The 22433-nt window shown below is 66.8% G+C and carries 21 protein-coding genes; 7 read left to right on the top strand and 14 right to left on the bottom strand.

Annotated elements, in window-relative coordinates:
- Positions 1-96: 96 nt before the first annotated feature.
- From ACQR1D_RS12645 to ACQR1D_RS12655, 3 genes are all read right to left on the bottom strand, one after another.
- Positions 97-1449, bottom strand: a complete 1353-nt coding sequence (locus tag ACQR1D_RS12645; protein WP_434838263.1) for a protoglobin domain-containing protein — start codon at positions 1447-1449, stop codon at positions 97-99.
- A gap of 222 nt (positions 1450-1671) precedes the next feature.
- The gene (rpmG, locus tag ACQR1D_RS12650; protein ID WP_006611239.1) at positions 1672-1839 is read right to left on the bottom strand and encodes a 50S ribosomal protein L33; all 168 of its coding nucleotides are present in this window, start codon (positions 1837-1839) and stop codon (positions 1672-1674) included.
- A 119-nt stretch (positions 1840-1958) separates the two neighbouring features.
- On the bottom strand, positions 1959-3284 hold the full coding sequence (locus tag ACQR1D_RS12655; RefSeq protein WP_316237474.1) for an LLM class flavin-dependent oxidoreductase: 1326 nt from the start codon (positions 3282-3284) through the stop codon (positions 1959-1961).
- 382 nt (positions 3285-3666) lie between these two features.
- Between ACQR1D_RS12655 and ACQR1D_RS12660 the strand changes: the two genes are divergently transcribed.
- The gene (locus tag ACQR1D_RS12660; RefSeq protein WP_434894135.1) at positions 3667-4020 is read left to right on the top strand and encodes a Rid family hydrolase; all 354 of its coding nucleotides are present in this window, start codon (positions 3667-3669) and stop codon (positions 4018-4020) included.
- Between the two features lie 15 nt (positions 4021-4035).
- Here ACQR1D_RS12660 and ACQR1D_RS12665 read toward each other — a convergent pair whose 3' ends face one another.
- From ACQR1D_RS12665 to topA, 4 genes are read right to left on the bottom strand one after another with little or no spacing between them, the layout of a single operon-like run.
- Positions 4036-4794 (bottom strand): NUDIX hydrolase, encoded by a 759-nt coding sequence (locus ACQR1D_RS12665; protein WP_434838262.1) that lies wholly within the window; start codon positions 4792-4794, stop codon positions 4036-4038.
- A 40-nt stretch (positions 4795-4834) separates the two neighbouring features.
- Positions 4835-5281: a DUF983 domain-containing protein gene (locus ACQR1D_RS12670; RefSeq protein WP_434838261.1), complete on the bottom strand. Its 447-nt coding sequence runs from the start codon at positions 5279-5281 to the stop codon at positions 4835-4837.
- Complete coding sequence (gene rnr / locus ACQR1D_RS12675) at positions 5278-7653, bottom strand: ribonuclease R (RefSeq protein WP_434838260.1); 2376 nt, start codon at positions 7651-7653, stop codon at positions 5278-5280. The genes ACQR1D_RS12670 and rnr overlap by 4 nt, the downstream gene beginning before the upstream one ends.
- Before the next feature lie 4 nt (positions 7654-7657).
- The gene (gene topA / locus ACQR1D_RS12680) at positions 7658-10429 is read right to left on the bottom strand and encodes a type I DNA topoisomerase (RefSeq protein WP_434838259.1); all 2772 of its coding nucleotides are present in this window, start codon (positions 10427-10429) and stop codon (positions 7658-7660) included.
- A 225-nt stretch (positions 10430-10654) separates the two neighbouring features.
- Here topA and ACQR1D_RS12685 point away from each other — a divergent pair, with 225 nt between their 5' ends.
- The gene (locus tag ACQR1D_RS12685) at positions 10655-10864 is read left to right on the top strand and encodes a hypothetical protein (RefSeq protein WP_315712655.1); all 210 of its coding nucleotides are present in this window, start codon (positions 10655-10657) and stop codon (positions 10862-10864) included.
- Positions 10865-10877: 13 nt separating this feature from the next.
- Here the strand turns inward: ACQR1D_RS12685 and ACQR1D_RS12690 are convergent, their stop codons facing one another.
- Positions 10878-11321, bottom strand: a complete 444-nt coding sequence (locus tag ACQR1D_RS12690; RefSeq protein ID WP_316181862.1) for a winged helix-turn-helix transcriptional regulator — start codon at positions 11319-11321, stop codon at positions 10878-10880.
- A gap of 141 nt (positions 11322-11462) precedes the next feature.
- On the opposite strand from ACQR1D_RS12690, the gene ACQR1D_RS12695 reads away from it, so the two are divergent.
- On the top strand, positions 11463-12236 hold the full coding sequence (locus tag ACQR1D_RS12695; RefSeq protein ID WP_434838258.1) for an SDR family NAD(P)-dependent oxidoreductase: 774 nt from the start codon (positions 11463-11465) through the stop codon (positions 12234-12236).
- A gap of 77 nt (positions 12237-12313) precedes the next feature.
- On the opposite strand, the gene ACQR1D_RS12700 is transcribed toward ACQR1D_RS12695, so the two are convergent.
- Complete coding sequence (locus ACQR1D_RS12700) at positions 12314-12925, bottom strand: FMN-dependent NADH-azoreductase (protein ID WP_316181865.1); 612 nt, start codon at positions 12923-12925, stop codon at positions 12314-12316.
- A gap of 97 nt (positions 12926-13022) precedes the next feature.
- Between ACQR1D_RS12700 and ACQR1D_RS12705 the strand changes: the two genes are divergently transcribed.
- Entirely contained in the window at positions 13023-13421 is a 399-nt protein-coding gene (locus ACQR1D_RS12705; RefSeq protein ID WP_434838257.1) for a winged helix-turn-helix transcriptional regulator, read from the top strand.
- 3 nt (positions 13422-13424) lie between these two features.
- Here ACQR1D_RS12705 and dprA read toward each other — a convergent pair whose 3' ends face one another.
- The 5 genes from dprA to ACQR1D_RS12730 all read right to left on the bottom strand — a co-directional run bounded on the left by dprA (position 13425) and on the right by ACQR1D_RS12730 (position 19069).
- On the bottom strand, positions 13425-14543 hold the full coding sequence (gene dprA, locus ACQR1D_RS12710; protein WP_434838256.1) for a DNA-processing protein DprA: 1119 nt from the start codon (positions 14541-14543) through the stop codon (positions 13425-13427).
- Between the two features lie 63 nt (positions 14544-14606).
- Positions 14607-15950 carry a patatin-like phospholipase family protein gene (locus ACQR1D_RS12715; RefSeq protein WP_434894128.1) on the bottom strand — a complete coding sequence of 448 codons (1344 nt, stop codon included), beginning with the start codon at positions 15948-15950 and terminating at the stop codon, positions 14607-14609.
- Between the two features lie 213 nt (positions 15951-16163).
- On the bottom strand, positions 16164-16760 hold the full coding sequence (plsY, locus tag ACQR1D_RS12720; RefSeq protein WP_434838254.1) for a glycerol-3-phosphate 1-O-acyltransferase PlsY: 597 nt from the start codon (positions 16758-16760) through the stop codon (positions 16164-16166).
- A gap of 30 nt (positions 16761-16790) precedes the next feature.
- Positions 16791-18092 carry a dihydroorotase gene (locus ACQR1D_RS12725; RefSeq protein ID WP_434894129.1) on the bottom strand — a complete coding sequence of 434 codons (1302 nt, stop codon included), beginning with the start codon at positions 18090-18092 and terminating at the stop codon, positions 16791-16793.
- Between the two features lie 23 nt (positions 18093-18115).
- Positions 18116-19069, bottom strand: a complete 954-nt coding sequence (locus ACQR1D_RS12730; protein ID WP_434884870.1) for an aspartate carbamoyltransferase catalytic subunit — start codon at positions 19067-19069, stop codon at positions 18116-18118.
- A 151-nt stretch (positions 19070-19220) separates the two neighbouring features.
- Between ACQR1D_RS12730 and ACQR1D_RS12735 the strand changes: the two genes are divergently transcribed.
- The 3 genes from ACQR1D_RS12735 to ACQR1D_RS12745 are packed head-to-tail and all read left to right on the top strand — an operon-like array spanning position 19221 to position 22433.
- Entirely contained in the window at positions 19221-19946 is a 726-nt protein-coding gene (locus ACQR1D_RS12735) for a M15 family metallopeptidase (protein ID WP_316218297.1), read from the top strand.
- A 22-nt stretch (positions 19947-19968) separates the two neighbouring features.
- On the top strand, positions 19969-21612 hold the full coding sequence (locus ACQR1D_RS12740; RefSeq protein ID WP_434887046.1) for an acyl-CoA dehydrogenase family protein: 1644 nt from the start codon (positions 19969-19971) through the stop codon (positions 21610-21612).
- Entirely contained in the window at positions 21609-22433 is an 825-nt protein-coding gene (locus ACQR1D_RS12745) for a CPBP family intramembrane glutamic endopeptidase (protein ID WP_434838251.1), read from the top strand. The genes ACQR1D_RS12740 and ACQR1D_RS12745 overlap by 4 nt, the downstream gene beginning before the upstream one ends.

The following is a 22433-nucleotide window of genomic DNA, read 5'->3' on the forward strand; positions in this document are numbered from 1 at the left end:
GCCCGGTTCAGTGCAACGTCGTCCGCCGTTCCTGCGACGCGGAGGAATGGCGGGTGATGCTCACGCTGACGCGCCCGACGCGCCGGCTGAACTGGGTCAGGCCGCGCGCACCTTGCGCAGGAATGTCTCCAGCTCGTCCTTGAGGTGATCACTCTCGCGCGACAGCGAATGCGCCGACGCCAGCACCTGCGATGACGCGGTGCCGGTGGCGCTGGCGCCCTTGCTGACGTCGCCGATGTTGCTGGCGACGCGGGTCGTACCGCCGGCGACCTCCTGCACGTTGCGCGAGATCTGCCCTGTGGCGGCGCCCTGCTGCTCGACGGCCGCGGCGATGCCGGCGGCGATCTCCGAGATCTGCTGGATGGTGCCGCCGATCTGCTTGATCGAGGCGACCGAGGACTGCGTCGCGCTCTGGATGCCTTCGATCTGCTGGCCGATCTCCTCGGTGGCTTTCGCGGTCTGCGACGCCAGCGCCTTGACCTCGGAGGCGACCACCGCGAAGCCGCGGCCGGCGTCGCCGGCGCGCGCCGCCTCGATGGTGGCGTTCAGCGCCAGCAGGTTGGTCTGGGCGGCGATCGAGGTGATCAGCTTGAGCACATCACCGATGCGCTCGGCAGTGCGCGACAGCTCGCTGATGCCGACATCGGTCTGCTCGATCTGGCGAACGGCCTCCTTGGCGATGGTGGTCGATTCCCTGACCTGCCGCCCGATCTCATGCACCGAGGAGGTCATCTCCTCGGCGGCCGAGGCGACCGACTGCACGTTGGTCGAGACCTGGCCCGAGGCCGAGGCCGCGCTGGCCGACAAATGCTGGGTCTGCTCGGCGGTCTTGGTCAGCGTGTTGGCCGAGACCTCGAGCGTGCGCGCGTCGGCATGGACCTTGTTGATGATCTGGCCGACGGTGGATTCGAACTCGTCGGCCATGCGCTGCATGGCGGCGTGCTGCTCGGTCTTGGCCGCATCGAGATAGACCGAGATGGCGAGATCCATGTCGATCATCGCCGCCTTGGTGATCGCAGCCTGCAGCGCGGCCTTCTTCTCGCGCGCCGCCTGGCCGCCGAACCAGCCGTCCGCGATCTCCGTCTCGATCGCCTTCTGCAGCCCGGTCACGATCAGCGAATAGCCGGCGATGTACCAGCGCGGCTCCAGCCCCATCCGGTTGTGGGCCTCGCCGATCCGGGTCACCGATTTCACATAGGCATCGTCGAACTTCGCGGTCGCCAGCGACATCCAGTGATCGTGCTGGGCCTGCTTGGCGTGCCGCATCGTGGCCGGGCTGGAGAACATCTTGGCGAGATGCGGGACCTTGCCGACATGGGCATAGAACTGGTCCAGCAGGCCGGGCAGCACCTTGCCGATCAGCGGCCGCAGCTCCCGCAGCGTCTCCCGGGTCGCATGGTCGATGCCGATGAAATCGAGCCGGGATTGCAAAGTCTGAAGATCGGTCATCGCTGGTCTGCCGGTAAGATAAGGAGGGAGACGCTACTGAGGGTGCGCCGCTACCCCAAATCGCACGGGTTTGGTTGATGGCTCCTTAAGTCGGGAACCGGATTCAGCCGCGGCCCATGGACCGATCAGATGGGAGATGGCCCGTGCCGCAGGAGTGGAGGCATCGGCCCAATAAAAAACGGGGCCGAAACGGCCCCGTTGAAGTCGCAGCAGACCGCGATCTTACTTGATCTTGGCTTCGCGGAATTCGACGTGCTTGCGCGCGACCGGGTCGTACTTCTTCTTGACCATCTTGTCGGTCATGGTGCGCGAGTTCTTCTTGGCGACGTAATAGAAGCCGGTGTCGGCCGACGACACGAGCTTGACCTTGATGGTGACCGCCTTGGCCATGTCTTGAACCTCTGGAATCGGGGATAGGGTGGGCACCGGCCAAAGAGGGGGCGCCGTTGGCCGGCAACCTACCCAGCCAGCCCCCAAAGTCAAGGTTTGAGGGCCAGATTCTGGGGGGCCTAGGCTGGGAAGAAGCGGTTTTTCGGCCGGGGCAGGCCGAGATTCTCCCGCAAGGTCGGCCCCTCATACTCCGTCCGGAAGATCCCGCGGCGCTGCAGCTCGGGAATCACCTTGTCGACGAAATCGTCGAGCCCTGCCGGCAGGAATGGGAACATGATGTTGAAGCCGTCCGACCCACGGCTTTCCAGCCACTCCTGCATCTGGTCGGCGATCGTCGCAGGCGTGCCGACGAAGGACAGACCGCCGTAGCCGCCGACCCGCTGCGCCAGTTGCCGCACCGTGAGCTTGTCGCGCGCGGCGACGTCGACCAGGCGCTGGCGGCCGCTCTTGGAGGCGTTGGTCTCGGGAATCGGCGGCAGCGGGCCATCGGGATCGAAGCCGGAGGCGTCGGTGCCGAGGATGACCGAGAGTGAGGCGATGGCGCTGTCGTCATGCACCTTGCTGTCGAGCAAAGCGCGCTTCTCCTTGGCCTCGTCGACGCTGTCGCCGACCACGACGAAGGCACCGGGCAGGATCTTCAGATGCTCCGGATCGCGGCCGACCTTTTCCATGCGGCCCTTGATGTCGGCATAGAGTGTCTTTCCATCCGCGAGGCTGCCGCCGCCGGTGAACACGGCCTCGGCCGTCTCTGCCGCGAGCTGCTTGCCGTCCTCCGAGGCGCCGGCCTGCACGATCACCGGCCAGCCCTGCACCGGGCGGGCGATGTTGAGCGGTCCGCGGACTTTCAGATATTTGCCCTTGTGATCGAGCACATGCATCTTCGCAGGGTCGAAGAACAGCCCGCTCTCGACATCGCGCACGAAGGCATCGTCGGCGAAGGAATCCCACAGGCCGGTGACGACGTCGTAGAACTCGCGGGCGCGCTTGTAGCGCTCGGCGTGCTCCATGTGATCGTCGAGGCCGAAATTCAGCGCGGCATCCGGGTTCGATGTGGTGACGATATTCCAGCCGGCGCGCCCGCCGGAAATGTGGTCGAGCGAAGCAAAGCGGCGGGCGACGTGATAGGGCTCGTCGAAGGTGGTCGATCCCGTCGCGATCAGGCCGATGTTCTCGGTGACCGCCGATAGCGCCGACAACAGGGTGAACGGCTCGAACGACGTCACGGTGTGGCTGCGCTTCAGCGCGTTGATCGGCATGTTCAGCACGGCGAGATGATCGGCCATGAAGAAGGCATCGAACTTGCCGGCCTCAAGCTTGCGGATCAGTTGCTTGAGATGCGCGAAGTTGAAATTCGCGTCCGGCCAGGCGCTGGGATAGCGCCACGCGCCGGTGTGGATGGAGACCGGGCGCATGAAGGCGCCGAGCTTGAGTTGACGAGGGGCCATGTGGGGGCGTCCGGGATGATTGCTCTCGTCAGCAGATAGGAACTCGGCTGATGCGTGTCAGCCACCCGCCGCAGAACACGATTTCGTTTTTGGTGGCGGAGGTAGCACGCACATTCCAAGGTGAGCCACGCCGTCGATCAAACCAACAGTGTCGTCCCGGCGAACGCCGGGATCCATACTCCGTGAAGGGCATGGGAGGCACAGTCTCCGCCATCGGGGCCGATCGAGAGATTCCGCGGTATGGGCCGCGTTCGCCGGGACGACACCTTTGTCCGCTCGCTGCGACCAGCACCCGTAGCACGGGTGGACGGCGCCGGCGCCTTTCACATCCGTCGCGAGGGAGTATTCGAAATGTCAGGACGGCTCAATATCACCTCAGGCTATACGTTCGAGGACGTCTACGTGCTATGCACGCGCCGTCCGCGTCGGCAACCACGTCTTCGTCTCCGGGACGACCGCGCGCGGTTCTGATCTGGATTGTGATGTCTTCGCTCAGGCGCAAAGCGTGATCGGCATCATTGCCGAAGCCCTGCAGACGACGGGAGCGGAGCTCCGTCACGTGGTGCGGACGGTCGTGTACGTGACTAACATGGCGGACATCGACGCCGTTGCCCGCGCGCATGGCGAAGCGTTCGGCGCGGTTCGGCCGGCCAGCACGCTGGTGATGGTCGCGGGTCTCACGCCCGCGAACGCCCGGGTCGAAATCGAGGCGACCGCAATCATCCACGATGGATGATCGAATACGCTGCGTTCACGCGCCCAGCACGTCCTTCTGCATCTTGCCGCCATAGAAATGGAAGAAAGGCACGTCAGCGTCGTGGCGCAGCGGCCCGGTGGCGAGGCGGCGGTCGAGCTCGTGGAGCACGTTCTTGGTCATCGGATGCAGATCGGCGAGCGGTCTGGAGCCAAGCTCGACCCAGACCAGCTCGACCAGCTCGGCATCGGCATGGATCACGCCCTCGACACGATGGGTGATGGCGGAGGCATCGGCGGTGAAGAAGCGGGTGTCGAAGCGCTTGATGCGGCCGGGCGGGGTGATGGCGCGGGCGATCAGGAACAGCCCCGACGGGTCGGGCAGCAGGCCGGCGTCGGCGAATGGCGCCCATGGCCCGTCCAGTTTCGGCGCGGGGCCGCCGACCTTGCGTCCGAGACAGAGACCGGTTTCCTCACAGGCCTCGCGGATCGCGGCGACGGCGAGCGACTTCGCGCGCGAGGCCGTCGTCTGCGGCTTGCCCTTGAACAGATTGGCTTCGAGCTCCGCCGGCATCGGCGCTGCCACGGGAATGCGATGATCGGTCTTGTCGACGCGGCCGCCGGGGAAGACGAACTTGCCCGGCATGAACACGACCTTGTCGTGGCGCTTGCCGACCAGCACCTTCGGCACCGCGCCGCTGCGGTCGACCAGGATCAAGGTCGCAGCATCGCGTGGCTTGGTGTAGGGATGATGGTCCGCTTCCTTCTCGGCGGGCTTGCCCGCCGGCGCGCTGCTCGCCTGTGCCGTATCGCTCATGTCCTCCCCGCTTTTTCTTATTTGTTGATCGTTTGGTCGCTCACACCGGTGGAATGCCTTCCACGGGATTGTCGTCGAAGCCGTGCATGCGGAATGCCCATTGCAGCCCGACGACGGCGCCCTTGACCGGCTGAATCAAAGCGAGCGAGGCGACCAAGGTCACCGGCAGATAGATCGCGAGCTGCAGCGCCACCGGCGGCGCGTAGTTGGTCTCGATCGAGAGTACCAGCGGCACGACGATGTGGCCGACGATGACGATCACGAGATAGGCGGGAAGATCGTCGGCGCGATGCCCGGAGAAATCCTGGCCGCAGCGGTCGCAATTGTCCGCGACCTTCAGGAAGGCGCGGAACAGCTTGCCCTCGCCGCAGCGCGGGCAGCGGCCGCGCAGGCCGCGCTTCATCGCGGTCCAAACGTCGCGCTTCTCGACGGCGCCGGCGTCACGCGTCCAGGTCTGCGGGGGCAATGTGCGGGGCGTTGAGGTCATGGCGTCCACGATCTGCCTTTCTTCGATGTGCCGGGCTTGCGTTTTGCCCCTGCCGCTGGGCTTTTCTTGCGGCTTTTTTCTTTGTGCTTCGGCCGAGCCTCGGATTTGGCCCGCTTGGTCGCCTTGGCGTTCTTCCCGACGTTATTCTTTCGCCGGGGTCCTGCGCCGCGCGGATGCCGCGACACCAGCACATCCGCCTGGGTCAGCAGCTCGAAGCGCAGCGCACCGGCCACCGGCTGAGCTTCTACCAGACGGACGTCGACGACGTCACCCAGCCGGTGCATGGCACCGCTGCGCTGGCCGATCAGCGCATGTCGCGTCTCGTCATAGTCGAAATATTCCGTGCCGAGGGTGCGGATCGGAACCAGGCCGTCGGCGCCGGTATCATCGAGCTTGACGAACAGGCCGGCGCGGGTGACGCCGGAAATGCGGCCCTGGAAGGTGGCGCCGACGCGGTCCGCCAAATGATGCGCGATCAGGCGGTCGGCGGTCTCGCGCTCGGCCTTCATCGCGCGCCGCTCGGTCACCGAGATCTGCGCTGCGACCTCGGCGAGATGATCCGGCGTCTCGCTGTCGGGCAGGGCGCCGTCGCCGAGGCCGAGCGCGCGCAGCAGGCCGCGATGCACGACGAGGTCGGCGTAGCGGCGGATCGGCGAGGTGAAATGCGCGTAGCGGCGCAGGTTCAGGCCGAAATGCCCGTAATTGTCGGTCGAATATTCCGCCTGCGCCTGCGAGCGCAGCACGACCTCGTTGACGAGATGCTCGTAGTCCTGGCCGGCGACCAGGGTCAGCACGCGGTTGAACAGCGACGGCCGGAGCGCGCCTGATTTGGCGAAGGGCACGTCGAGCGTCTTCAGGAACTCCTGCAGCGCATGGATCTTCTCCACCGTCGGCTCATCATGCACGCGGTAGATCAAAGGCAGCGCCTTCTTCTCCAAAAGCTCCGCCGCGGCGACGTTGGCCGAGATCATGAACTCCTCGATCAGCTTGTGAGCATCGAGGCGCTCCGGCACGACGACGCGGTCGACGGTGCCGTCGGTCTTCAGCAGGATCTTGCGCTCGGGAATGTCGAGGTCAAGCGGATCGCGCGCGTCGCGGCCGCGCTTGGCGACCTCATAGGCCGCGTAGAGCGGCTTGAGGATCGGCTCGAGCAGGGGGCCGGTGACGTCGTCGGGCTTGCCGTCGATGGCGGCCTGCGCCTGCGCGTAGGACAGTTTGGCGGCCGAGCGCATCAGCACGCGATGAAACGAGTGCGAGCGCTTGCGGCCGTCCGCGCCTAACACCATGCGCACCGCGAGCGCGCCGCGCGCCTCGCCCGGCACCAGCGAGCACAGATTGTTGGAGATGCGCTCGGGCAGCATCGGCACGACGCGGTCGGGGAAATACACCGAGTTGCCGCGGATCAGCGCGTCGCGGTCGAGCGCCGAGCCCGGCCGCACGTAGTAGGCGACGTCGGCAATCGCGACATGGAGAATGAAGCCGCCGGCATTGTTCGGATCGGGATCCGGCTCGGCATGAACGGCGTCGTCGTGATCCTTGGCATCGGGCGGATCGATCGTGACCAGCGGCAGCTCGCGCCAGTCCTCACGCCCCTTCAAGCTCGCGGGCTGCGCGGCTTCGGCCTCTGCCACGGCCGCCGCGGAGAAATCCATCGGGATTTCGTGGGCATGGATCGCGATCAGGCTGATTGCCTTCTCGGTCGCGACCGAACCGTAGCGCTCCTTCACACGTCCGGAGGGCAGGCCGTAGCCGCGGCCGCGCAGCAGGTCGACGCTGATGAGATCACCGTCCTTGGCGTCCTTGGTGTCGGCGGGGGCGATGGAGAGCTCGCGTCCCGCCTGCTTCTTGTCGACCGGAATGAGGCGGCCGCCGCCGCCGGGATTAGTCCGGAAGATGCCGAGCACGCGCGGCCGCGCCTGATCGAGCACCTTGAGGACGCGGCCGCGATAGGACACGCCCGCCTCATCCTTGATCGGCTCGACGCGGAGCAGCGCGCGGTCACCGACGCCGGCCGCCGAGCCGGGCCCGGCATGGCGCGGGGTGTGGATGCGGATGCGCGGCGGCTCGGATTGCTCGGCCTCGTCCCACTCGGCGGGCTTGGCGATCAGCTCGCCGTCGCTGTCGCGCCCGGTGATGTCGACAACCAGCGTGGCCGGCAAGGTGGCGGTCTCGACGACGGTCTTGCGGCCGCTCTTCTTCACGGTGCCGTCGGCGACGAGCTCGCGTAGCAACTGCTTGAGGGCCGCGCGATCAGCGTTCTTCAGGCCGAACTCGCGGGCGATATCCTTGGTGCCAACCTTGCCCGGATTGGCGCGGATGTAGGCGACGATGGCCTCCCGCGGAGGGAAGCCGATGTCGCGCTTCTTGCTCATTTTCTCATCCGCGGGCCTTGCCAGCGCTCTTCTTGGGCGTCGCCTTGGTCGCGGGCTTCGCCGAGGTCTTGGCGGCCTTGGCGACCGGCGCACGCGCCTTGCTGGTGGAGTCTGATTTCGGTTTGGCGGCCGCCTTCTTCGCCACGGCCTTCTTCGCCGGCTTCGGCGTGTCGTCGCCGCCGCCGGTCTTCGGCTTGGCCTTGCTGGCCGCCGCTTTGCTGGCAGACTTGGCCGGCTTCGCCGCCTTGCCCTTGGCCTTCGCCTTGCCGCCACCCTTGGCGGCGCGCTCGTCGAGCAGCGCGATCGCCTCGGCCAGGGTGATCGTGTCCTTCTCCTTGTCGCCGGGAATGGTGGCGTTGACGCCGCCGGCGGTGACATAGGCGCCGTAGCGGCCGGCCTTGACGGCGACGGCGCCGAGCGAGGGATGCTCGCCGAGCGCCTTGCCGGGATCGGCGCCGAAGCGCTTGCTTGGTCCCTTGGCGATCTTCTCGGCGATCAGGGTGACGGCGCGGTTGAGGCCGATGTCGAACACCTCGTCGCCGGCCTCCAGGCTCGCATAGGTCTTGTCGTGCTTCACGAACGGCCCGAAGCGGCCGAGATTGGCGATGATCGGCAGACCCGTCTCGGGATGGATGCCGACCTCACGCGGCAGCGACAGCAGCCTCAGCGCGTGGTCGAGCTCGAGACTCGCAGGCGAGGTGCCCTTCGGGATGCCGGCGCGCTTCGGCTTCTCGCCCTCGGCGTAATCCTTCTGCTCGCCGAGCTGGATGTAGGGGCCGAAGCGGCCGGCCTTGACGACGACGTCGAGGCCGGTGTCCGGATCCTGGCCGAGCACGCGATCGGCGGTCGCCTCGCTGTCGGCGGCGAGCGGGCGGGTGTAGCGGCATTCCGGATAGTTCGAGCAGCCGACGAAGGCGCCGAACTTGCCGGCCTTGAGGTTGAGTCGTCCGGTGCCGCAGGTCGGGCACTGACGGACATCGCCGCCATCGTCGCGCGGCGGATAGATGTGCGGCCCCAGCATCTCGTCGAGTGCGTCGAGCACCTGCGCGACGCGCAGGTCCTTGATGTCATCGACGGCGCCGATGAAGCCGGTCCAGAAATCCTTCAGCACCTGCTGCCAGGCGATCTCGTTGTTGGAGATGCGGTCGAGCTGCTCCTCGAGATCCGCCGTGAAATCGTACTCGACGTAGCGGCGGAAGAAGTTCTCCAGGAACGCGATCACGACGCGGCCCTTGTCCTCGCCGTGCAGCCGCTTCTTCTCCAGCTTCACGTAGCCGCGGTCCTTCAGCACCTGCAGGATCGAGGCATAGGTCGAGGGACGGCCGATGCCGAGCTCCTCCATGCGCTTGACCAGCGAGGCCTCGGAGAAGCGCGGCGGCGGCTCGGTGAAATGCTGGGTGACCGCGAGATTCTGCCGCTTGAGCTGTTCGTTCGGGCTCATCTGCGGCAGGCGGCGGCTGTCCTCGTCCTCCTCGTCGTCGCGGCCTTCCTGATAGAGCGCGAGGAAGCCGTCGAACTTGATGACCTGGCCGGTGGCGCGCAGCTCCAGGGTGCGCGCGCCCGCCTTGGCGATGATGTCGACGGTGGTGCGCTCAAGCTCGGCCGATTCCATCTGGCTCGCGATGGTGCGGGTCCAGATCAGCTCATAGAGCTTGGCCTGATCGTCATCGAGCCGCTTGCGCAGCTCGGCCGGCTTGCGCGACAGGTCGGTCGGACGGATCGCTTCGTGCGCTTCCTGGGCGTTCTTGGCCTTGGCCTGGTACTGGCGCGGGCTATCCGGGACGTATTTGTTGCCGTAGATCTCGCCGATCACCTTGCGCACCTGGGTGATCGCCTCCGGCGCGATCTGCACGCCGTCGGTTCGCATATAGGTAATGAGACCGGTGGTCTCGCCGCCGATGTCGATGCCTTCGTAGAGCCGCTGCGCGATGCGCATCGTGTGCGCCGGCGCAAAGCCGAGCTTGCGGCTCGCCTCCTGCTGCAGCGTCGAGGTGGTGAAGGGCGCCTGCGGATTGCGCCGTGCCGGCTTGGCATCGACGGTCGCGACCGTGTAGCTCGCCGCGTTGAGCGCGTTCTTGAAATCCTCGGCCTCCGCGCCGGTGCCGATGTCGAGCCGCTGGATCTTCTTGCCGTCGGCGCCGACGAGGCGCGCCTCGAAGATGTCGCCGCGCGGCGTCGCCAAGGTTGCGATCAGCGACCAATATTCACGCGGGACGAACTTCTCGATCTCCAGCTCGCGATCGCAGACGAGACGCAGCGCGACCGACTGCACGCGTCCGGCCGAGCGGGCGCCCGGCAGCTTGCGCCACAGCACGGGAGAGAGAGTGAAGCCCACGAGGTAATCGAGTGCGCGGCGCGCCATGTAGGCGTCGACAAGCGCACCGTCGATCTGGCGCGGATGTTTCATCGCCTCCGAGACGGCCTGCTTGGTGATGGCGTTGAAGACGACGCGCTCGATCTTCTGATCCTTGAGCGCCCGCTTCTCCTTCAACACCTCCAGCACATGCCAGGAAATCGCTTCGCCCTCGCGATCAGGGTCGGTGGCGAGAATCAGTCGGTCGGCACCCTTCAGCGATTTGGCGATGTCGTTGAGTCGGCCGGCCGCCTTGGGGTCGACCTCCCAGATCATGCGGAAATTCTCGTCCGGATCGACGGAGCCGTTCTTGGCCGGAAGGTCGCGGACATGACCGAAAGAGGCCAGAACCTCGTAGGAGGAGCCCAGATACTTATTGATCGTCTTGGCCTTGGCAGGCGACTCCACGATGACGATATTCATGTATTTCCAATGGCTTAGTGGAAGGATTGAAGCTGGCTTCGCGGGATTCGCGCCGGCTGCGTTGACCCGAACATGGGTGGTGAGGGGGTTCCTGTCAAATCGAGGGATGTTGAAAGGCGATTGCGTTGGGTCGGCGAAGTACCTATCAGGTTGTACGGAGCACGATGAGATCCGCGCTCTTTTGAGGTTGTTTTTCGTCAAATTCCTTATGCTGGGTGACAGTTGTTGGCCAAGGCAGCGGACAAAAGCGACCCGGACGTCGAGGCGATGGTGGAGGATCCCGACGCCGCGGCGGCGCTGATCGCCGAGGTGACGGCCAGCCTGTCGCATCTGGCGCAGCGCCATCGCCTCGACATGCTCGACTACCTCCTGCGCATGGCGAACCTGGAGGCCGAGGAGCATCTCAGGCTGCGCAGCCGCCGCAGGCTGTGCTGACGGCCGGCCGCGCTCACCGCGGGGCGAGAGCGGTTTCCTCCGGCGCCAGCGTCCGGCCGTCTTCCGCAGTGAGCAGCAGCTTGCGAACCGGCCTGCGGTTCGCCCGGTCGACGAGCGCGGTGGCGATCTGGTCGGGGTGCTCGTCGAACTCCTCGCTCCACTGCCGCAGTGCGACCAGGATCGGAAACAGGCCGCGGCCCTTCGGCGTCAGCACGTAGTCGCGATAGGAGCTGCCATCCGAGGCCGGCTCGGTGGTCAGGATGCCGCGATCAACCAACGCCCGCAGCCGCGCCGCAAGGATGTTCTTGGCCATGCCGAGGCTGCGTTGAAACGCGCTGAAGCGGCGCACGCCGAGAAACGCGTCGCGGATGATCAGCAACGACCACCAGTCGCCGATCGCATCCAGCGACCGTGCGATCGGGCAGGCGTCGCCTTCCAGACTGGTGCGCTTGACCATCACATGATCCTTGTCCTGTCACCCAGGGGCGGCTGATGCCCGGGGCGCTCGAGCCCGCTCACGCACTTGTGTGGTTGCATTATAAAACCAGTCAGCCTATGTCGTCCATCGGTTTAATTATGCAACCATATGGAGACGGATGTGAGGCTTGCGAACAAGACGGCACTGATTACCGGCGGCAGTAGCGGCATCGGGCTTGCGACCGCCCGCCGTTTCGTCGCCGAAGGCGCCAGGATCGCGATCACCGGGCGCGATGCCGGGCGGCTGGAGGCTGCGGCGCGCGAGCTCGGGCCGAACGCGCTGGCGCTGGTGGCCGATGCCACGGACATCGCCGCGACCGAGGCCGCGGCTGCCACCGCCGCAGAACGCTTCGGCAAGCTCGACATCCTGTTCGCCAATGCCGGCATCCCCGGCTCGACGCCGGCCGGGGCAACCAAGCTCGAGGTGTTCGAGCAGGTGATCCGCACCAATCTGACGGGCGTGTTCTTCACCGTGCAGGCGGCGCTGCCACATCTCAAGGACGGCGCCTCGGTCATCCTCAATGGCTCGGTGATCTCCGTGCTCGGGAATCCCGGCTATTCGGCCTACGCCGCGAGCAAGGCCGGGGTGCGCGCGATGGCCCGGGTGCTGGCGTCGGAGCTGTCGCCGCGCGGCATCCGTGTCAACGTGGTCGCGCCGGGCGCGATCCGGACGCCGATCTGGGGCGCCGCGGTCGCGACGCCGGATGCCGAAAAGATGTTCGAGGCCAGAATCGCGGCGACCACCCCGCTCGGTCATATCGGCGAGCCTGACCATATCGCCGGCACCGTGCTGTTCCTGGCCTCGGACGACGCCGCGCATGTCCAAGGCCAGGAGCTGTTCGTCGATGGCGGCGCCACGAGCTCGCCGGCCGGTGCGCCGATCTATCGGGGTTGACCGGCCGGGTCGGTGGGCGGTTTGAGACCTGCCCCGGGGTTGCAAGCGGTGGCTGCCGGCGGCAGCCACCGAGGGACTCAAGCGGCGAGACCGCCGGCCGTTTGAATCGCCTTCGCCAGAGCCTGCTCGCGATGCTCCGGGCCGATCTGGACACCGTCGGCCGCAACGAATTCGAGATCCGTGACGCCGATGAAGCTGAAGACACTGCGCAAATAGGTCTCCAGGTGTTCGAATGCCGCCATCGGCGTGTCCGCGCCGTAATGGCCGCCGCGCGAGAGCGCCACGATAATGCGCTTGCCACCGGCCAAACCCTGCGGGCCGTTTGGGCCATAGCTGAAGGTCTTACCCTTGACAGCGATGCGGTCGATCCATGCCTTGAGCTGGCTCGGGATAGAGAAGTTGTACATCGGAGCGCCGATCACGACGATATCGGCAGCCAGGAACTCTTCCAGAACGGCCTGTCCGGCAGCGACATCAGCTTCCACCGCGGGATCCTCGACGGGCGCTCCGTAAGCGACGGCGACATGCGTTCCTGACAGATGCGACAGCGGCTCGGCTGCGACATCTCGGTAGATCACCTCCAGCCCCGGCATGATCTGGCGGAAACGGCCGACGATCGCGGCGGATACCTGACGGCTGACGGAGTTCGCGCCGAGCACGCTGGAGTCGATGTGGAGGAGTTGGGTCATAGGTCAGTCACCTCAGTATTGGTTTGTAACTGGCGCACTATGAGTGACTGTGCTGTAACCTCACAAGAACGCACATTCTTGAAACCCGAGCACAGCCGTGACACTTGCGAACAGCGATGATCCCGATCTCCCGACGCAGCCAAGTCATGATGATTGCCGGGGCGCGGCCTCGATCCTGGCGCGTGTCGGCGACAAATGGAGCGTGTTCGTCATCATGATGCTTCAGGACGGCCCGAAGCGCTTCAACGAGCTGAAGCGGCTCGTTGGCGGGATTTCCCAGCGGATGCTGACCTTGACCCTGCGCGGCCTCGAGCGCGACGGGCTGGTGACGCGGACGGTGTTTCCGACCATCCCGCCGCGGGTCGATTATGAGCTGACCGATCTCGGCCGCGGCCTGTCGCAGCCGGTGCAGGCGCTCGGGCAATGGGCCATCCGGCACCAGGAGCAGATCGAGCGCGCGCGCACGCGCTTCGACGCGCGCAGGGATGCGGACTGAGAGTCAGATCAGCGACACCATCCCGCCGCCGTGGCGCTCCAGGCGGCCGGCGAGCTCGAGCTCCAGCAGCACCATGCGCAGCACGGCCGGCGACAGGCCGCTGATCCGGATCAGGTCGTCGATCGACACCGGCGTCGGGCCGAGCAGGGCTGTGATCTGCGCGCGGTCGTGGCTTTCGGGATCGGGGGCGAACAACTCCTCGTCCGGCTCGCGCAGCGAAAAGGGCAGCGGCCGCTCCATGATCGGGCCGACGGCCTGGATGATGTCGGCGGTTTCGGTGACCAGCGTGGCGCCCTGCTTGATGAGATCGTTGGTGCCCGCGCAGCGGGGATCGAGCGGCGAGCCTGGGACGGCGAAGACCTCGCGTCCCTGTTCGCCGGCCATGCGCGCCGTGATCAGCGAGCCCGAGCGATGCGCAGCCTCGACGACGACGACGCCGAGCGAGGCGCCTGAGATCAGCCGGTTGCGGCGGGGAAAGTCGCGGGCGCGCGGCTCGTGTCCGAGCGGCATCTCGGAGATTGCGGCGCCACTGCCACTGATGATGGCGCCGAGCAGATCGACATGCTCCGGCGGATAGATCCGGTCATGGCCGCCGGCGAGGACCGCGACGGTGCCGCTGCCGAGGCTCGCGCGATGGGCGGCCTGATCGATGCCGCGGGCGAGCCCCGAGATGATGATGAAGCCGGCCTGGCCGAGCTCATGGGCGATCTGGCCGGCGAATTTGAGTCCGGCGGCGGAGGCGTTGCGCGAACCGACGATGGCGATCATCGGGCGCATCAGCGTCTCGCGGGCGCCGCGCACCGCCAGCAGCGGAGGTGCATCGTCGCAGGTGGCGAGTCGGGGCGGATAGCCGTCCTCGTCCGGTGCCCGCAGGTCGACGCCCTGCCGCTTGCAGGCGTCGAGTTCGGCCTCGGCTTCGCCGACCGTGCAGATCCGGCCGGCTCCGGCCGCGCCGCCGCGGCGTGCCAGGTCGGGCAGCCGGTCGAGCGCGGCGCGCGCGGTGCCGAAATGGTCGAGCAGTGAGCGGAAGGTGCGCGGGCCGACATTGTCGGAACGGATCAGCCGCAGCCGGTCGCGCCGCTCGGTGTCGCTCAGCTCGATCGTCGTGTTGATGGCGTCCACGCATAGCCCCCCAAACCCGGAGGCTAGAATGGAGCAACCCGAAGACGCAGGGAAGAGGGCGCGCTACGCCGGCGCGACGTCGCGCACGTCCTCGGACACGGACACCGGAGACGCCAGCGCGGGCTGCTCGTCGGGGATGGCCGGCGTGGTGCCGGCCGGGGCTTCGCGCAGCCAGCGTTCCGCGGCGTCGCGTCCGCGCTGGTAGAGCAGCTCGATGAAGCCGCTGCCGAGATCGGTCGCATCGCGCTGTGCCAGGGCTTCGATCTCGTCCTCGGCCGCAAGCCGATGGACGCGCGGCGGATGCAGGCCGTCGCTGCGCGCCCATTCGAGCGCCGCGAGTTCGGCGTTCAGGACCGCATTGCCGGCGATCTGGTCGAGGCGGCGATCGATCGCGGCCGAGGTCATCGGGACATGGCCGTCGCGCGCGGGCGTGACCTGAACAACCAGCAGGTCGGCGGCGCTGGACTCATGCGCGATCTGGATCAGCGGCGGATTGGTGACGTAGCCGCCGTCCCAATACGCTTCGCCCTCGATGTCGACAGCGGCGTGCAGTTGCGCGGGACAGGTGGAGGCGAGCAGTGCATCCGGCGTGATGCCGGCATTGCGGAAGATCTGCGGCAGGCCGTCATGGGCCCGGGTCGCCGCAACCAGCAGGCGGGGCGCGGCCGGGCCCCGCACGGCGTCGAAATCGATCGTCTCGCGGAGGATGTCGCGGAGCGGGTCGAGATCGAGCGGGTCGGCGCGTCCGCCGCGCAGCCCCGCGCCGAATGACACCGAGCTGCTCGCCGGCGAGTACGCGCCGATCACCAGCAGCGATCGGAACGACGCCTCCTCCATCAGCCGGGTCCAGAACAACGCGAGCCGGTTGCGCGCCTCGTCGCGGCCGCCCTTGGCGAGCCCGCTCGCGAGCAGCGCGGCGTTGACCGCGCCGGCGCTGGCGCCGCTGATGGTGTCGAAATCGCAACCGGGTTCCTCGAGCAGGCGATCCAGCACGCCCCAGGTGAAGGCCGAGAACGTTCCGCCGCCCTGCAGGGCCAGCGACAGCTTGCGCGGCGGCCATGTTCGCGGCGGCGGCGGCAGGGTGGCGCTGGCGATCGTCTCGGCGAGCGATCGCTCCGGCGTTTCCGCAGGCTTGGGCTCGGCGGCAGCCGCCGCCCCGGTCATGGGAAGCTTGACGGCGGCGGTGCTTTCCTGCGGCGTGCTCGTCGAAGGCTCCATCGCGGCGTTTGCGCTCTCAGGAACCAGATCTTCAGCCGCGCCTACGCCGACGCTCGTCGCGGGCTCGACCGCTGTCGCCGGCGAGGGAGCGGCGGGTTCGCTGGTGGAGCCGAACGCATCCGTCAACCAGATCTGAGCGGCGGAGAGGAGGGCGCTGGCGCTGGCGCTGGAACGGACCGGGGTGGACATTTGCTGCGCCGGCTCCTCATCAGTGCGATCATCGCGCGTGGCGACGAACCGCTTGAATGGGTCTTGCGTAATCAGATGCCGGAATCATGACAGGCAATCATGATTCACGCCAGGGTCCGGCGTTGACTTGTTAGCTGATGAAGCACAGGTGTTGCTGCGTTGCCGCTGCGATTTCAGCACGAACCACACGTTACCCGTATTTGCCCGGAGTAGTTACTTCTTCGCGCCGATCTTGCTCTCGGTGCCGGCCTGCAATCGCTTGATGTTTTCGCGATGCATGTAAATGAGCAACAATGTGAGCAGAGCAAACAAGGCGGCCAGCGCGGTGTGACCGAAAGCCCACAGCACGATCGGCGTCAGCACGCTGGCGACGAGTGCCGCGAGTGATGAGTAGCGGAGCGCGAAGGCGGTTGCGAGCCAGACGAGGCAGAAGAAGATCGCGCCCGGCCAGAACAGTCCGATCAAAATACCGATGTAAACGGCGACACCTTTGCCGCCGCGGAACTTCAGCCACACCGGGAACAAGTGACCGAGGAAGGCGCCGAGGCCCGCGACCATCGCGGCATTCGGGCCGCCGAGATAGCCCGCAATGATCACGGCCGCCGTGCCCTTGAGAGCGTCGCCGAGCAGGGTCGCCGCCGCCAGCCCCTTGCGGCCGGTGCGCAGCACATTGGTGGCGCCGATGTTGCCGGAGCCGATGCTGCGCAGATCCTGCGTGCCGGCGAGCTTGGTAAGGATCAGGCCGAACGGGATGGAGCCGAGGAGATAGCCGATGATAAGAGCGACCGGCAGGAAGGCTTCGGAACCCATCACGCGACTCCTTCGACGCTTCGCCTGGCGTCAGACATGTTCGAACACGGTGCGGCCGCCGACGATGGTGCGGACCACGCGGCCGGTGAAGCGGGCTTCGTCGAACGGCGTGTTCTTGCACAGCGATTTGAGGTCTGCCGGATCGAGGATCCAGGGCACGTCCGGATCGATCACGATGATGTCCGCCGGCGCGCCCGCCCGCAAGGTGCCACCGGGCAGGCCGAGCAGCTCGGCGGGCCGGGTCGACATCGCGCGGATCAGGGCGGTCCAGCTGAGCTCGCCATTGTGCACCAGCCGCAGCGCCGCCGGCAGCATCGTCTCGAGTCCGACCGCGCCGCTGGCGGCTTCCGCGAACGGCAGCCGCTTGACCTCGACGTCCTGTGGCGTGTGGTCCGACATGATGACGTCGATCAGGCCGGAGGCCAGCGCCTCGACCAGCGCGCGGCGGTCGACCTCGGTGCGCAGCGGCGGCGTCAGCTTGAGGAAGGTGCGGTAGGGGCCGATGTCGTTCTCGTTCAGGGTGACATGATTGATCGAGACCGACGCGCTCACCGTGAGCCCTGCCTCGCGGGCGCGCCTGAGGATGTCGAGCGAGTCGATCGAGCTCAGCGCGGCCGCGTGATAGCGGCCCTTGCTGAGTGCGACGAGACGCATGTCGCGCTCGAGCACGACGGCTTCGGCTGCGGGCGGAATGCCGGAGAGGCCGAGCCGCGAGGCGAACTCGCCTTCGTTCATGACGCCTTCGCCGACGAGGTTCGTATCCTCGGTGTGATGCACGATCAGGGCGTCGAAATCGCGCGCATAGGTCAGCGCGCGGCGCATCACCTGGGCGTTCATCACGCTGCTGTGGCCGTTGGAGAAGGCGACGGCGCCGGCGGCGCGCAACAGCCCGATCTCGGTCATCTCCTCGCCGCGCAGGCCCTTGGTCAGCGCCGCCATCGGCTGGATGTTGACGATCGCGGTGTCGCGGGCGCGGCGCAGCACGAAGTCGACGGTCGCCGAATTGTCGATGACAGGCTCGGTGCCGGGCTGGCAGATGATGGTGGTGATGCCGCCGGTCGCGGCGGCCTGGCTGGCGCTGGCAAAGGTCTCGCGATGGCCCAGACCCGGCTCGCCGACGAAGGCGCACATATCGATCAGGCCCGGGGTCACGATCTTGCCGGCGCAGTTGACGACATCGGTGCCCTCGGGCACGCCCGCGGCGCCGATGCCGCGCTTGAGGTCGCGGATGACGCCGTCGGCGATCAGCACGTCGCCGGGGCCGTCGAAGTCGCGGGAGGGGTCGATCACGCGCGCATTGGCGAGCAGGATCGGGCGGCGGTCGGTCAGCATGGCGTTTGGTCCCGACTTCTGTATCACGCGTTGGGCAGGTTGCGGGCCAGTGCTTCGAGCACGGCCATGCGCACGGCGACGCCCATTTCGACCTGCTCCCGGATCAGCGACTGCGCGCCATCGGCAACGATGGATTCGATCTCGACGCCGCGGTTCATCGGCCCCGGATGCATGACCAGCGCGTCGGACTTGGCGTAGGCGAGCTTCTTCTGGTCGAGCCCGAAATACTGGAAATATTCCGACGACGACGGCACGAACGAGCCGTTCATGCGCTCGCGCTGCAGCCGCAGCATCATCACGATGTCGGCGCCGTTGAGCCCCTCGCGCATGTCGCGCGCGACCTCGACGCCCATGCGCTCGATGCCGGGTGGCAGCAGCGTGGAGGGTGCGACCACGCGGACGCGCGCGCCCATCGTGTTCAGCAGCAGGATGTTGGATCGCGCCACGCGCGAATGCAGCACGTCGCCGCAGATCGCGATGACCAGCCCCTCGATGCGGCCCTTGTTGCGGCGGATCGTCAGCGCATCCAGCAGCGCCTGGGTCGGATGCTCATGCGCGCCGTCGCCGGCATTGATCACGGAGCCGTCGACCTTGCGCGCGAGCAGCTCGACCGCGCCGGAGGCGTGGTGGCGGACCACCAGAATGTCCGGATGCATCGCGTTGAGCGTGACCGCGGTGTCGATCAGGGTCTCGCCCTTCTTGATGGACGAGGACGACACCGACATGTTCATGACGTCGGCGCCGAGCCGCTTGCCCGCCAGCTCGAACGAGGATTGCGTGCGGGTCGAGGCCTCGAAGAACAGGTTGACCTGGGTGCGGCCGCGCAGCACGGTGCGCTTCTTGTCGACCTGACGATTCAGTTCGACATACTCCTCGGACAGGTCGAGGAGGCCGGTGATGTCGTGGGCGGAAAGGCCCTCGATTCCCAGCAAATGCCGGTGCCCGAGGACGAAAGTCGATTTCGGAGAGGTTGCCATTAAAGCCAGAGCTATAGGCGCGGTTTCCATGGGGGGCAAGGCCGAAAGCCGGGGTTCCGAGTTATCCCCCGTTCCGTCTTCCGAGCCTCTCAGGGGCCTCCAAACCGGGGGCTGGCGGGCCGTCGTCGGAGGAGGCCCGCTCCGATATGCGCTGATCCTGCTGGCGGCGATCGTGCCGGCCTGCGCGGCCGCGTTGCCGTTCGATTTCGTCTATCTCCGCGACATCGACCCGACGATCCTCCAGGACATCCGTTATGCCGGCAGCAACAATTTCGTCGGCCGACCCTTGCCGGGCTACGAGGCGGCCGAATGCGTCGTGACGCGTGACGTGGCGCGGCGGCTGCAGGCGGCTCAGGCCGAGCTGCGGCAGCGCGGCCTGTCGCTGAAGATGCTCGACTGCTACCGGCCGGTGCGTGCGGTCGCAGAGATGCTGGCCTGGTCCCAGGACGGCGTCGAGACCACGGCCGGCCGCCGCTACACTCCGCGCGTTGCCAAGCAGGACCTGTTCCGTCTCGGCTATATCGCCCTGCGTTCGAGCCATTCGACGGGTGCGGCGCTCGATCTCACGCTGGTCGAGCTCGCGGCCGACAATTCCGCGGCGTTCGACCCGGCCAAGGACTACGCGGACTGCACCGCGCCCGCAGCGCTACGCGCGCCCGAGGGCAGCGTCGACATGGGAACCGGCTACGATTGTTCCGACGTGAAGGCCCATACCGCTGCGCAGAACCTGACACCGGAGCAGCGCCGCTGGCGCAACGAACTGGTTGCGGTGATGGCGCGGCAAGGTTTTGTGAACTATGCCAAGGAGTGGTGGCACTTTTCGCTGCCGGGCGCTGGCGCGACCACTTATGTTTTTCCCATTCGGCCGCGCCGATGATCGATCTCTGCAGGGCACGGCCATGACGCAGTCTTCCTTCGCGACCCATGAGGTCTTCAACCAGTCGCCGCCGTTCGAGGACGTCGACCTGTTCACGGCCGACCGGCCGTTGGCCGACGCCGTCAAGGCCAATGGTGGTGCCGGGGCTGAGCAGGAGCTGACAGCTTTCGGCAAGCGATGGGGCTCGGCTGCGATGGCCGAGCAGGGCCGGCTCGCCAATGAGAACACGCCGAAGCTGCGCAGCTTCGACGCCAAGGGCTTTCGGCGGGACGTCGTCGAGTTTCATCCGGCCTATCATCAGATGATGACGCGCTCGGTCGAGGCCGGCCTGCACAATTCGACATGGACCGCCGGGGGCCATCCTGTTGGCGGCGCGTCGGAGGTGGTACGCGCGGCGAAGTTCTACATCGCCTCGCAGGTCGAGAGCGGACACCTCTGTCCGATCACGATGACGCGGGCCTCGGTGGCGGCGCTGGCCGCGCAGCCTGACCTGCTGGCGCGGACGATGCCCCTCATCGGCACGCGCGACTACGATCCGGCGTTTGCGCCGTGGTGGCAAAAGCGCGGCATGACGCTCGGCATGGGCATGACCGAGAAGCAGGGCGGGACCGACGTGCGCGCCAACATGACGCGCGCTGAGCGTACGACCGATGGCTATCGCATCACCGGGCACAAATGGTTCATGTCGGCGCCGATGTGCGACGCGTTCCTGGTGCTGGCGCAGGCCGATGCCGGCCTGACCTGCTTCTTCATGCCGCGCTTCACGCCGGATGGCGCGGTGAACGCGATCCAGTTTCAACGCTTGAAGGACAAGCTCGGCAATCGCTCCAATGCCTCGTCGGAGGTGGAGTTCGCAGGCAGCTATGCCGAGCGGGTCGGCGACGAGGGCAGGGGCATCAGCACCATCATCCAGATGGTGCAACTGACGCGGCAGGATTGCGCGATCTCGTCTGCCGGCCTGATGCGCTCGGGGCTCGCGCATGCGCTGCATCATGCGCGCCATCGCAGCGTGTTCCAGAAGCATCTCGCCGACCAGCCCTTGATGCAGGCGGTGCTCGCCGACATGGCTCTCCATGTCGAGGCGACGGTGGCGCTGGTGATGCGGCTGTGCCGCGCGTTCGACCGCACGCCGGCTGACGCGAGCGAAGCCGCCTACATGCGGCTGTTGACGCCCGCGATCAAATACTGGGTCTGCAAGAGCGCGCCGCCGTTCCTGTATGAGGCGATGGAGTGCCTGGGCGGCAATGGCTATGTCGAGGACGGCATTCTCGCGCGCCACTTCCGGGAGTCGCCGGTCAATGCGATCTGGGAAGGCTCGGGCAACGTGATGTGCCTCGACGTGCTGCGCGCGCTGTCGCGCGAGACGGAGGCTGCCGCGCATGTTCTGATGCATCTGAAGGCAGAGACCAGCGGGTTGCCCGGTGCGGCGGAGGCGCTCGCTGTCATCGAGACCAGCTTCCGCCGACCGGATTCCGAGCGCGTTGCCCGGCTCGCGGTGGAGAAACTGGCGCTGCTCGCCGCCTGTGCCGCGCTCAACGTGGCCACGCCTCGCCATGCCGAACTGTTCGCCGCGACGCGTCTTTCCGCCGTTCACCCGAGCATGTACGGCGCCATCGATCTCGATCCCTCGGACATCCGTACCTTGCTGGAGCGCGCGCTGCCTTGACCGACACTCCCGAAGCCGCCGTGATGGATTCCCTCGATCCGGGCAACCCGCCGCAGCAGGTCGCTCCGGCGCAGCATCAGCCGCGCACGCTCGGCTTCTGGCGCACCTTGCTGTGGGGCCTCCTGATCATCGTCGTGTTCTTCATCGGCCAGCTGACTCCGATCGTCTATTTCCTGCTGCGCCATGAGGGGCCAATCGACAGCATGGCCGCGTTTCAGTTGGCCATGATCCAGATCGCGAGCCGGTCGCTCACGGTCTCGCTGTCGGCGATCATGGGCGTTCCGGCCATTTTGATCCCGATCTATTTTGCCGTCCGCCACACCCGCATGTCGTTCGCCGACTATCTGGGCCTGCGCTGGACCGGCTGGAAGAATTTCGGCTTTGGCTTTGTCGGCATGGTTGTGATCCTGGGATGCTGGGAGCTGGTTTCGCAACTGACCGGCCGCGGAGACACGTCGTCGAGCTTCATGGTGGACATCCTGAAGACCGCCAGAGGCGACGGCGTGGTCTGGCTGCTGGTCATCGCCTTCTGCGTCGCGGCGCCGGTTTCGGAAGAGCTCATGGCGCGCGGCTTTCTCTATCGCGGCTGGTCTGACACCTTCCTGCAGGTGCCCGGCGCCATCGTGCTGTCGTCCTTGCTGTGGACCGTGCTGCATCTCCAGTACGACTGGTTCGCGCTGCTCAACGTGTTTTCCCTCGGCGTGTGGTTCGGCTATCTGCGCTCTCGAACCCACTCCACCTATCTGACCATGGTGCTGCACGGGCTCAACAACCTCGCCGCCACGGTGCAAACCATGTGGCTCGCCAGCGGCCACTCCTGA

The sequence above is a fragment of the Bradyrhizobium sp. HKCCYLRH2047 genome, from assembly GCF_051168175.1.
Classification (GTDB): domain Bacteria; phylum Pseudomonadota; class Alphaproteobacteria; order Rhizobiales; family Xanthobacteraceae; genus Bradyrhizobium.

Bases quoted from the DNA above. Each gene is read 5' to 3' on its own strand.
- ACQR1D_RS12645 (WP_434838263.1), bottom strand. From the start codon at position 1,449: ATGACCGATCTTCAGACTTTGCAATCCCGGCTCGATTTCATCGGCATC.
- rpmG (WP_006611239.1), bottom strand. From the start codon at position 1,839: ATGGCCAAGGCGGTCACCATCAAGGTCAAGCTCGTGTCGTCGGCCGAC.
- ACQR1D_RS12655 (WP_316237474.1), bottom strand. From the start codon at position 3,284: ATGGCCCCTCGTCAACTCAAGCTCGGCGCCTTCATGCGCCCGGTCTCC.
- ACQR1D_RS12665 (WP_434838262.1), bottom strand. From the start codon at position 4,794: ATGAGCGATACGGCACAGGCGAGCAGCGCGCCGGCGGGCAAGCCCGCC.
- ACQR1D_RS12670 (WP_434838261.1), bottom strand. From the start codon at position 5,281: ATGACCTCAACGCCCCGCACATTGCCCCCGCAGACCTGGACGCGTGAC.
- rnr (WP_434838260.1), bottom strand. From the start codon at position 7,653: ATGAGCAAGAAGCGCGACATCGGCTTCCCTCCGCGGGAGGCCATCGTC.
- topA (WP_434838259.1), bottom strand. From the start codon at position 10,429: ATGAATATCGTCATCGTGGAGTCGCCTGCCAAGGCCAAGACGATCAAT.
- ACQR1D_RS12690 (WP_316181862.1), bottom strand. From the start codon at position 11,321: ATGGTCAAGCGCACCAGTCTGGAAGGCGACGCCTGCCCGATCGCACGG.
- ACQR1D_RS12700 (WP_316181865.1), bottom strand. From the start codon at position 12,925: ATGACCCAACTCCTCCACATCGACTCCAGCGTGCTCGGCGCGAACTCC.
- ACQR1D_RS12715 (WP_434894128.1), bottom strand. From the start codon at position 15,950: ATGTCCACCCCGGTCCGTTCCAGCGCCAGCGCCAGCGCCCTCCTCTCC.
- plsY (WP_434838254.1), bottom strand. From the start codon at position 16,760: ATGGGTTCCGAAGCCTTCCTGCCGGTCGCTCTTATCATCGGCTATCTC.
- ACQR1D_RS12725 (WP_434894129.1), bottom strand. From the start codon at position 18,092: ATGCTGACCGACCGCCGCCCGATCCTGCTCGCCAATGCGCGCGTGATC.
- ACQR1D_RS12730 (WP_434884870.1), bottom strand. From the start codon at position 19,069: ATGGCAACCTCTCCGAAATCGACTTTCGTCCTCGGGCACCGGCATTTG.
- ACQR1D_RS12740 (WP_434887046.1), top strand. From the start codon at position 19,969: ATGACGCAGTCTTCCTTCGCGACCCATGAGGTCTTCAACCAGTCGCCG.